The organism is Gordonia sp. DT219, from assembly GCF_049847065.1.
Taxonomy (GTDB): Bacteria; Actinomycetota; Actinomycetes; order Mycobacteriales; family Mycobacteriaceae; genus Gordonia.
Window position 1 is genome coordinate 14,653 of sequence record NZ_JBNCNR010000023.1, and the last position, 11,287, is coordinate 25,939.

Here is an 11,287-nt window from a genome sequence, read left to right on the forward strand (position 1 = left end):
CGGGGTGAACCCGTCAGTGGTATCGCTGAACCAGCGAGCCCCGGGAACTATCGGGCGGTGGCTGCGCGGCGATATCCGCGCAGCGCCGGAACGAGGCAGACCGCGATGATCGCGACCGACCAGATCGCCACCTTGACGAAGTTGTGTGCCACGGGTCCGCCGTCGGCCAACGACCGCATCACTTCGATCGTCGGTGTCATGGGTTGGTTGGCGACGATGGGCTGTAGCCATCCCGGGTAGGCCTCGATGGGGGAGAAGCCCGAGTTGAAGAACATCAAAACGCTGGAGATCAACGACAGCAGGGGGACCAGCGGCGCGGCCGGTCCAGCGCTCACTGCCAGGGCGAGGACGAGTGTCGCGTACGCGACACCGAACATCAGGGTGACGGCGACGATGCCGACGACCGAGGCGATGCCGCCGGTGATCCGGAAGCCCGTCGCCGTCCCTATCGCGAGCAGGAGCGCGGTCACGACGACGATGCGGACCACCTCGCTACCAAGACGCGAGGTGAGGTCGGCGGCGCGATGGATCGGTAAGACGTAGAGCCTGGTGAGAAGTCCGGTACCGCGTTCGGAGTTCAGACGCACGCCGGCGGCGACCGACCCGAACATCGCACTGACGAGGATGACCAGCGGCACGGTCGAGTAGGAGCTGTCCTGCCCGGTCGCCCCGCCGATGGCGTCGCCGAGCACCACCTTGAACATGAGCAGCGTGAGCACGGGAACCACGACGAGCTGGATGAGCATGCCCTTGTCGCCGACCATCACCGACACCTGACGCCACGTCAGGGCGCCGCTCTGCGTCGCCCACGCGCGCAACGACCGCTCGGATCGAGGGACCGTGACCGGCATCTGGGTGGTCATCGGCCCGCCTTTCTGGCCCCGAGTGCACCGAGTACCACCGCGGCGGCGGCCAGGCCGACGCACCACGACACCGTCGGCATGAGTATCGCCCGGGTGGCGCTGCCGTCGCCGAGTGCACGCATCGACGCCGCGAACTGCGAGATCGGCTGATTGCGCACGAAAGGTGCGATCCACTCGGGGAACTGGCTCTCGGGGACGAATCCCGTCGACATCATGCCGAGGATGAGGATGGGCAGTGAGAGTGCCTGACTCGTCGCCTCGGGACTGTCCGACAACAACCCGATCGCGTCGGCGATCGCCGCGATCACGAGTCCGACGACGAGGGCGACGGCGAACAGTCCGATGGTGTCGAGAACAGAGCCGTGCGCACGCCATCCCATCACGAGACTTGTCGCGGTGGCGCAGACGATCGACAGCACCAACAACAGTCCGTTGGTGCCGAGACGTGCGGTCACCGGAATCCATGAGCGCATGGGGAGGGTGCGGAACCGGGTGTGCACGCCCTTCGTCGCATCGTTCGCGGCGCGCATCGCGGCGGCGGACGCGACGAATCCCACCGACTGCAGCGCGATGATCGGCATCAGGAACTGTGCGTAGTCCATCCCGGGATCGGCGTTCATGATGGAGCGAAGGGGCAGATAGAAGCACACCGCGAGCAGGACGGGCGCGACGAACGCGAAGATGAACTCGCCGTTGCCGACGATACCGGCGACGCCGCGCCCGACGAGTACCCAGAGTTGCGTCAGGGCGCGAGGATGCGGCTCGGTACCCGACTGGGGGTCGGTATCGATCGCGGTGAGTCCCGTCGGCACCGCCTCGGTCATGCGCTGGCGCTTCCGTCGGAATGGTGTACGGCGTCGGCGTCGGCTGGGTCGTCGGCCGGGGCGTCGGGACCGGTGAGCGCCAGGAATGCCTCATCGAGGCTTGGGAGACGTAAAGTGATGTCGGACAACCGGATTCCCGCGAGCGTGGTGCGACGAACGATCTCGGCCAAGGTGTCGGCGCCCTCTGGAGCCGGCACCGACACGGCAACCGCCTCGACGTCGCGACCGGTCGTGTCGTCCGTGGGTGTGTCTGCGCGTGTGGCACCGAGGTCGCCGAGGCAGGCGCGTAGCGCTTCGAGTTCCTCCGGTGCGGTGGGAGTCACCTGATAACGCGATGCGCCGGTCGCCGCCTTGAGTTCTGACGCGGTTCCCGAGGCGATCACCCGTCCCTTGTCGATCACCACGATGTGGTCGGAGAGGAAGTCGGCCTCCTCGAGGTACTGGGTGGTCAACAAGATGGTGACGCCCTGATCGCGAAGCGCGGCGACGAGTCGCCAGACGTCCTGTCGGCTGCGCGGATCGAGACCCGTGGTCGGTTCGTCGAGAAACACCACCTCGGGCCTGGTGACCAGGCCACATGCGATGTCGATTCGACGCCGCATGCCACCCGAATACTTTCCGACGCGACGTTCGGCGGCGTCGGTGAGACCGAAGTCGACGAGCAGTTCGTCGGCACGATCGCGCGCCGCCCGCTTGGTCAGCCCCATCAGCCTGCCGAACAGGACCAGGTTGGCCCGGCCGCTGAGCGATTCGTCGAGCGCAGCGAACTGGCCGGTCAGCATGATGGACCGTCTGACCGCCGCGGCGTCGGCCACGACGTCGTGACCGGCGACGGTGGCCGACCCGTCATCTGGCTTGAGCAATGTGCACAGCATGTTGACCGTCGTGGTCTTTCCCGCACCGTTGGGCCCCAGGAGTGCGAGGATCGAGCCCTTGTCGACGCTGAACGTGACATCGTCGACGGCGATGTGCTCTCCGAAGCGTTTGTGCAGGCCATTCGCGGCGATTGCGATCTCGGAGGCGGCGCGGTGCCGAGCACGCGAGGTCGGGGCAACCGGTCGGCGGAACGGGTGTGCCATCCGGCACTCCTCTCCCCTGATGACTCGTCTGGACCGGTGGCGTGACCTGCAACCACACGGCGCGACCTGATCGACACTCGAGGCGACTTGTCCACTACGGACTGCCGGATCGACCAAAATGATCCGGTTACCGCATTGAGCGCAGAGTACATCCGGACCGTCGACACGATCCACTATTGCGCAAATCGATTCCTGGATGCGAGAAAAAGTATCCCGTTCGAGGGACATCTGTAACGACCTGGTGCGGATGCGCGATGAACGTCGAGGGTGGCGATTTTGTCAGCGTATCCGGCCCCGGTAATCATTTCTGAAGTACTACCTTTGATTGAATTATCGAGCGTTTGGTTCCGCGCAATTGGGCCCTTGAGTGAGACTGGGTCCGGTAATAGGATCGGTTCGAGGCCGGGCTGGCCATGGCCAGTCGACGCAGTCAGTTGGAATCGCGCCGAGTCGCCGACGACCCGGGAGTGAGGATATGCGCCAACAGCACCAGGTGGTCGATCGTGGTGATGTGGACACCAGTGGTTCGCCGATCGAGCTGACGGCCGCCCAGCGTGGCATGTGGTTCGCGGAAAGTCTTTCTGCCGACTACTCGGTCACCGTCGCGCAGTACGTCGACGTCCGCGATGGCGAGCGGCCCCTCGATGACGAGCTGCTTCGCCGGGTGATCCTGGAGGTCGGCCGCGAAACCGAGATGGCGTTCACGAGGATCGTCGAGACCGACGGTGTCCCCATGCAGGTTGTTGACCAATCGATCGACAACGATGTCGAGTTTGTCGATTTTCGAGACGAAACGAATCCAGTTGCTTCGGCTCGCGAATGGATGAATTCCGATTACCGCGTCGGCATGGATCTGCTGTCGGATCGGCTTGTGGTATCCGCACTGCTTCGGGTCGCTGACGATCGCATTTTCTGGTACGTCCGTGCGCATCACATAGCGCTCGACGGATATGCCGCGCTCACCATCGTTTACGAGATCCTGAATCGTTACAACGCGGCGGTCACCGGCGTCGAATATGTCCCGAAACCAGGGGCGAAGCTCGACGAACTGGTCGCCGACGACCAGAAGTATCTGACCAGCACCCGTCGGGCGGCCGACCGCGAATACTGGGCAGCCCGCGTCCACGATCTCCCTGAGCGCGTGACTCTCGCCCAACAACCGGCCGCGGTACCGCTGTCGCCCTGCAATGCGGTCGCCGCGGCCGAGATCGACGCCGCGCGCCAGCAGACCATCGGTCGGCTCGCCGCGTCTCTCAACAGTTCGGCAGCAGTGCTCCTGAGCGCGGGATTCTCGGCATTCCTGGCCCGGATGGCCGGCACCGACGACGTGGTGCTCAGCTTGCCGGTGACCGGACGTGCCACGGCGCGGATCAAGCGCGCGGCGGGCATGCTCTCGAACATGCTGCCGGTGCGATTCCGTGACGTGACCCGATTGTCGATGCGCGGTCTCGTGGAACAGGCGCAACTCGAGTTCACCGGTGTACTTCGGCATCAGCGCTACCGATTCGAGGACATCCGCATCGATGCGGGCCTGCAGGACGCCAACACCGCGTCGTTCGGGCCGATCGTGAACATGATGTTCTTCGACAAGCCCATCGAGTTGGCCGGCGCGACCGTCGACTATCACATCCTGTCCTCGGGAATCCTCGAAGATCTGCGGCTCAACCTCTATCAGGCGAGCCCCGGCGCTCGGATCGGCGTCGACCTGCACGGCAACCCGAACCTCTACGACGAGGCCGACCTGAGCCGGCACCTCGAGCGCTTCCTCGCGTTCCTCGACCGGGTCTTCGCGCAGTTGGACACGCCGATCGGTGACATCGATCTGCTGCTGCCCGGTGAGCGTGCGGATCTGCTCGGGCTCGGCGTGGGTCCGCTGCGGCCACTCCCGATGCCGTCGGCTCATCTGCTCGATGGTTTCGGGGCCGCGGTCAGCGAGACTCCGACGGCCATAGCCGTCGAGTTCGGTGATCGCCGGTGGACCTATCGGGAGTTCGACGAGTTGCGCTGGCGCATGGCGGCGACCTTGCGTTCGGCGGGGGTCGGCGAAGGCGATCGTGTCGTCGTCACCCTCGACCGTGGTCCCGCCCAGGTGGTCGCGATCTACGCGGTGCTCACGCTCGGTGCGGCGTACGTACCCGTCGACCCCGCGCAACCCGATCAACGCCGGATGCTGATCGCGGAGACCGTCGACGCACGAGTGGTGATCGACGACGAATACCTCATCGCCACAGCTTTCGATCCCGACGACGTCGCGTCGGGCCCCGACGGGCACGGGGAGTCGACCAGAACGACGGCCGGCGGCGGTTCGGCAGCCGCATACGTCATCTTCACCTCCGGTTCGACCGGCGTGCCCAAGGGTGTTCAGGTCGGTCACGAGGCCGTGCTGAACCGGCTCGCGTGGATGCAGGACAACTACGGCCTCGCGACCGACGATGTGGTGCTCTACAAGACGCCGTTCACCTTCGACGTCTCGGTGTGGGAACTGCTCTGGGCGCTCGGGCAGGGCGCGCGACTGGTGATAGCCGAGCCCGGGGGCCATCGTGATCCGGCATATCTGCGCGAGCTGATCATCTCGCGCGGGATCAGCGTGTTGCACTTTGTTCCGTCGATGCTCGACGTGTACACCGAGGTGCTGGCGAACGAGGGCCACACGACGCTCCTGCCCTCGGCGGTGCGGTACGTGTTCACCTCGGGGGAGGCACTCCCGCGACATCTCGCCGAGAGGGTGATCGAGGGTTCCGAGGCCGATCTGGTCAATCTCTACGGCCCTACCGAGGCCGCGGTGGACGTCACCGAGTACCCGGTCGGCAACGACGACGGCCCGGTCCCGATCGGCGGCCCCGTTGCCAACACCAGGGTCCACGTACTCGACGGTGCATTGGCCCCGGCGCCGGTCGGGGTGGCAGGTGAGCTCTATCTCGCCGGTATCCAGCTCGCGGACGGCTACGTGGGGCGTCGCGGGTTGACCTCCGAGCGGTTCGTCGCCGATCCGTCGGGTCCGGCGGGCACACGGATGTACCGCACGGGCGATCTGGTCAGATGGACGCAGGACGGCACCCTGCACTATCTGGGGCGCACAGACTTCCAGGTCAAGATCCGCGGACAACGCGTCGAACCGGGCGAGATCGAAGCCGTGCTCGATGCCATGCCGGGTGTCGAGGCGAGCGCGGTGGTGCCGCGTACCGATCTCGCGGCCGGACCCGTGCTCGTCGCCTACCTTCGATCCGGCAGCACGGAGGTCGCCGATGCCGCGGAGGTCACCGAGAGTGCGGCACTGGCGTGGTGCCGGCAGCATCTGCCCTCACACATGGTGCCGGTTGCGGCGATGCGGCTCGAGCAGTTCCCGTTGAATTCGTCGGGCAAACTCGACCGCAAGCGTTTGCCGACCCCGGAACCCAACCGCTCGGTCGAGTACGTCGCGCCGCGAACGCCGATCGAACTCGCACTCACCTCGTTGCTCACCGAGTTGCTCGGCGTTGAGCGGATCGGCTTGCGCGACAACATCTTCGCGTTGGGTGGCGATTCGCTGCTTGCGGCACGTCTCGTGTCGCGGGCACGTAGCGACCGAGATCTCCGGGTCGATCTGACCACGGTCTTCTCGGCTGTCGATGTCGGCGGGATCGCCGAGCGGACCGAGTTCGGGGACGCGCCGGAGCGGGTCGAGCTGCGTCGAGTCGAGCGGCAGGGCGTCATCCCGCTGTCACACGCACAGACACGACTGTGGTTCGTCAACCGGATGGACTCCGGCGCCGCCACCTACAACATGCCCGGTGCCGTCCGACTCGGTCACGAGGTGGATGTCGACGCATTGCACGCGTCGATCGAATCACTGGTGGAACGTCATGAGACGCTGCGAACCCGATTCGGATCGCACCTCGGCGAGCCCGTGCAGGAGATTCTGACGACCCGCGAGGCGATGGAGTTCCTCGACACCGAGGTGTTCGACGCCGTCGATCGTCTCGACGAGCTGATCGCCGCCGAGGCGGCACGTGGGTTCGATCTCGTGCACGAGATCCCCTTCCGGATCCGCATTCTGCGTGATCGTGACGGATACGTCGTCGTCACCGTTCTGCACCACATCGCGGGTGACGGCTTCTCGCTGCAGCCGTTGATCCGCGACCTCATGGTCGGCTACACGAGCCTGCGCGACGGCAAGGGCCCCGGACTCGATCCGCTGGAGGTGCAGTACGCCGATTTCGCGATCTGGCAGCGCGCACTGCTCGGCGAGCTGGAGTCGCCCACACCGCGCGCGGCCGAGGGATTGGCGTTCTGGCGTGCCGAACTCGCCGACATGCCCGACCTGCTGATGCTTCCCACCGATCGGCCCCGGCCGCATGTGGCCACCGGAGCGGGCGGCTACGTCGACGCCGATCTCGACGCCGACATCGCGATGAGCATCCGGGGTCTTGCGCGAGACCACGGCGTCACGCCGTTCACCGTGGTGCACACGGCGCTGGCGATCCTGCTGTCGCGGTGGGGGGAGGTCGACGAGGTGTCGATCGGCACTGCCGTGGCGGGCCGAGACGAACCGGCCACCGCGCAGCTGGTCGGGATGTTCGTCAACACGGTGGTGTTGCGCACGGCGGTGTCGCCGACAGACACGGTGGCCGATCTGCTGGGCCGCGCCCACGGGACCCGAACCCGCGCCGTGCGGCACGCCGACATACCGTTCGAATGGATCGTCGACGCCCTCAGCCCGGAGCGTTCCGCCTCGCACACCCCGCTGTTCCAGGTCGCGCTGACGATGCATCCGGGGCACGCGAGCACCCTGCACCATTTCGACGAGTCGGCACGACTCCTCGACGCGCGAGTGCCTTCGGCGAAGTTCGACCTGTCGATCACGGTGACCGATCAGGCCGACGCGGGGGGCTATCACCTCGAATTCTCCTACGCGACCGATATTTTCGAGCACCGCACCGCCGAACGTGTTGCCGCGCAACTGGAGTTGGTGCTACGCGCCATGGTGCAGGCGCCGGTCCGCACCGTCGGCACCATCGACATCGTCGCCGACGAGGATCGTGGCGAACTGATCTCCGGGGGCGAGGGGTTCGCCGCACCTGCGCTGCTACGTGACCTCTTCGGTGCGGGTGCACAAGTGGCCGACCCCCACTCTCTTGCCATCGCCGGGTCCTCGGAGATCACGTGGTCGATGCTCTCGGCCCGATCCAACCAACTGGCGCGTGAACTCGTGTCGACCGGTGTCGGTCCCGGTGACATCGTCGCGATCTGCATTCCGCGCTCACATCAGTCGGTGATCTCGATGCTCGCGGTCGCCGCATCGGGTGCGGCATTTGTCAGCATCGACCCGACCTTGCCCGCCGCGCGTATCGCCGAGATGCTCGCCGACAGTGGAGCAACGGTCGGGTTGAGCGTCACCGATCACGCTTCGCGCCTCCTGGACAGCGCGACATGGCTGGTGATCGGTCACGAGGACACGGAATTCCGGCTGGCAGGCCACAGCGGTGCGCCGCTGCGGCCCGAGGAACTCGTGCGTACACCGCGACTCGACGACCTGGCGTACCTGATCTACACGTCCGGCTCGACGGGGCGGCCCAAGGCGGCTGCGCTGAGTCACCGAGGACTGTCGAACGTCGTCGCCAACCAGCGATCGATTCTGCAGCTGACCGAGGAGTCGCGTGTATTGCACGTGGCGTCACCGAGTTTCGACGCATCGATCTTCGAGATCGTGATGGCGCTCGGTCAGGGCGCGCGACTGGTGATCAGTCCCGCCGGGGTGTTCGGGGGCGACGAGCTGGCCTCCCTGATCCGGGATCAAGGAGTGACCCACGCGGTGATGACCCCGTCGGCACTGGGCACCATCGAGCCGGCGGCCGTGCCGAAGCTGCGGCGGGTCATCAGTGTCGGGGAGGCGTGCCCGCCGGACCTGATGCGACGCTGGGCGCGGGCCGGACGACGGTTCCACAACCTCTACGGGCCCACGGAGGCCAGCATCTGGGCGACCGCGGCCGGCCCGATGACCGAGCACGACGAGGTCTCGATCGGTGGCTCCATCCCCGGTGTCGGTGCCGTGGTACTCGACCGTGCGCTGCGGCCGGTACCCACCGGCGTCCCGGGCGAGCTGTATCTGCGTGGCGTGCAACTCGCCCGTGGATACCATCGCCGCAGCGACCTGACAGCATTGCGATTCGTCGCCGACCCGCATGCACCCGGTGAGCGGATGTATCGCACCGGTGATCGCGTGATCCGCACCGTCCGTGGCGATCTGCGCTACCTCGGACGTACCGATTTCCAGCTCAAGATCCGGGGTCTGCGTATCGAACCGGGCGAGGTCGAGGCCGCGATCGTCGATCACCCGCTCGTCGCCGACGCGGTATGCCTCGGCGTGCGCGCACCCAACGGCGACGACGTGTTGGTGGCCTACGCGACTCTGGCCGAGGGAGCGAGCGCTGATCCCGCACACGTCCTCGAGCATGCGGCCACCCGGCTGGCGGGCTACATGGTGCCCCACACACTGGTCGTGGTCGACGAGTTCCGGCTCACCACCTCGGGGAAGATCGACCGAAAGTCATTGCCCGCGGTGGATTTCGGTACCGCAGCGCCGTACCGGCAACCGGGGTCCCAACTGGAGATGGTGGTCGCAGGCGTCTTCGGTCAGGTCCTCGGACTCGAACGCGTGTCCGCCGATGCCGACTTCTTCCACCTCGGCGGCAGTTCGCTCTCGGCGACCAAGGTCACCGCTCGTCTGGCAGCACTGTTGGACCGCGAGGTTCCGGTGAAGCTGCTCTTCGAGCGTCCGACGGTGTCCGCACTCGCCGCGGCGTTGACGTCGGGACCCACCGGCCACGGGGTGCCGGCGCTCCACGCGCGCAGCCGCACCGAACTGGTGCACGTGTCCGGCATGCAACGCGGACTCTGGCTGATCAACAGAGCCGAACCCGAATCCGCGGCATACAACGTCGCGATGGCGCTGCGGCTGTCCGGTGACCTCGACGTTCCCGCACTTACCCGCGCCACGATCGACCTGGGCCGACGTCACGAGGCGCTACGCACGGTCTACCCGATGATCAACGGTGAACCGGTGCAGGTGATCATGCCCGCCGACGCGCTCGACAGCGAGGTGACGCTCGAGGTCCGCGACTCGGACGGGTCGCGCAGCAGTGAGATCGCCCAGATCACCGGCGCGGCCTTCGACATCAGCGTGCGCCCCCCGGTTCGCGTGGTGCTGTTGCGGGTGTCGGCCGACGAGCACGTCCTGGTCTTCGTGGTCCACCACATCAGCGCCGACGGTGCGTCGATGATGCCGCTTGCACGCGACCTCATGGCGGCCTACGCCGCCCGGCACGGTGGAGCCGAGCCGGCCTGGAAGCCCCTGCAGGTGCAGTACGCCGACTTCAGCATGTGGCTCTCCGAACGACTCGCCATGGTCGACGACGGGGTGTCCGAACAGGAACGCCAACTGAACTACTGGGAACAACGGCTGTCGGGCCTGCCGGAGATCCTCGAGCTCCCGGCGAGCAAGCCGCGCCCGAAGATCCCCGACTTCGACGGCGCCGCAGTCGATTTCGAGATCCCTTCGGACGTGGTCGGCAAGCTCGACGAGATCTCCCGTAAGCACCACACGACCCAGTTCATGGTCACGCACGCGGTCTTCGCGGTGTTGCTCGCACGATTGTCGGGTCGCGACGACATCGTCATCGGCACCCCGTTCGCCGGTCGTGGTGAGCCGCTGGTCGAGGACGTCGTCGGGATGTTCGTGAACACCCTTGCGCTTCGTACCCGGGTGGACGGGGCCGAATCGTTTCTCGAGTTGCTCGATCGCGTCCGGGGTGACGATCTCGCCGACATGTCGCACGCTGCAATCCCTTTCGATGAGGTCGTCGCGCGGCTCATGTCCCGGCCGCCCACCGCACACAACCCGGTCTTCCAGGTGATGCTCGCGTACCAGAACGTCGAGTTCCCCGTCCTGCGACTCGACGGGCTCACCGTGGAACCCGTTCCCGAAGAACTGACGTCGGCAAAAGTCGACCTGGCGCTGACACTTTTCCCCGGTGATCCGGAGCGCGAGGCCAGGGGCGGTGCGCTGCGTGCGCAATTCGTCTACGCGACGGCTCTTTTCGATGAGGAGACGGTGAGCCGGATGGCGGCTCGGTACGTCCGGCTGCTCGCTGAACTCGTCGACGACCCGGAGCGGGCCGTGGGTGACGCCGCCATGGCCATCGACGCCGACCATGCCCACGATCGCACCGATCACGACGAGCAGATTTCGTTGTTCGACCTCATCGCCGCGGCCGCGACCTGTGATCCGGGCGCGTCGATCCTGCCCGATATGTGTGGGGTGAGTTTCGGTGATCTGAGCGCCCACGCCTCGGCGTTGAGTGCTGTTGTTCCCGACGGTGATTCGGCGCTGACGATGGCTCTCATGACGTTGGTTCCCGGACTCGCCACCGCGAGCCCGGACGAGTTGGACGACGTCCTGGGCTCACTGCACATCCGTGCGCGCGCGGCCGTCGCGCGCGACAACTCCACCCCTGCAGATCCCATCTAGCCGGAAGGTCTTCAG

4 protein-coding genes are annotated in these 11,287 nt (G+C 66.4%); 1 reads left to right on the forward strand and 3 read right to left on the reverse strand.

The annotated features are described in order from the left end of the window. Window positions 1–47: 47 nt before the first annotated feature. Genes ACPXB3_RS18930 through ACPXB3_RS18940 form a run of 3 tightly spaced genes read right to left on the reverse strand, consistent with a single transcriptional unit; the run spans window position 48 to window position 2,766 of the window. Window positions 48–863, reverse strand: coding sequence for an ABC transporter permease (locus tag ACPXB3_RS18930; protein ID WP_425706892.1), 816 nt, complete (start codon window positions 861–863; stop codon window positions 48–50). Further along, a complete protein-coding gene (locus tag ACPXB3_RS18935) occupies window positions 860–1,687 on the reverse strand; it encodes an ABC transporter permease (protein ID WP_425706893.1) in 828 nt (275 codons plus the stop codon). The genes ACPXB3_RS18930 and ACPXB3_RS18935 overlap by 4 nt, the downstream gene beginning before the upstream one ends. Beyond that, entirely contained in the window at window positions 1,684–2,766 is a 1,083-nt protein-coding gene (locus tag ACPXB3_RS18940) for an ATP-binding cassette domain-containing protein (RefSeq protein ID WP_425729025.1), read from the reverse strand. The genes ACPXB3_RS18935 and ACPXB3_RS18940 overlap by 4 nt, the downstream gene beginning before the upstream one ends. A 475-nt stretch (window positions 2,767–3,241) precedes the next feature. Between ACPXB3_RS18940 and ACPXB3_RS18945 the strand changes: the two genes are divergently transcribed. Then, complete coding sequence (locus ACPXB3_RS18945; protein ID WP_425729027.1) at window positions 3,242–11,272, forward strand: amino acid adenylation domain-containing protein; 8,031 nt, start codon at window positions 3,242–3,244, stop codon at window positions 11,270–11,272. Window positions 11,273–11,287 lie beyond the last annotated feature (15 nt).

Bases quoted from the DNA above. Each gene is read 5' to 3' on its own strand.
- ACPXB3_RS18945 (WP_425729027.1), top strand. From the start codon at position 3,242: ATGCGCCAACAGCACCAGGTGGTCGATCGTGGTGATGTGGACACCAGT.
- ACPXB3_RS18930 (WP_425706892.1), bottom strand. From the start codon at position 863: ATGACCACCCAGATGCCGGTCACGGTCCCTCGATCCGAGCGGTCGTTG.
- ACPXB3_RS18940 (WP_425729025.1), bottom strand. From the start codon at position 2,766: ATGGCACACCCGTTCCGCCGACCGGTTGCCCCGACCTCGCGTGCTCGG.
- ACPXB3_RS18935 (WP_425706893.1), bottom strand. From the start codon at position 1,687: ATGACCGAGGCGGTGCCGACGGGACTCACCGCGATCGATACCGACCCC.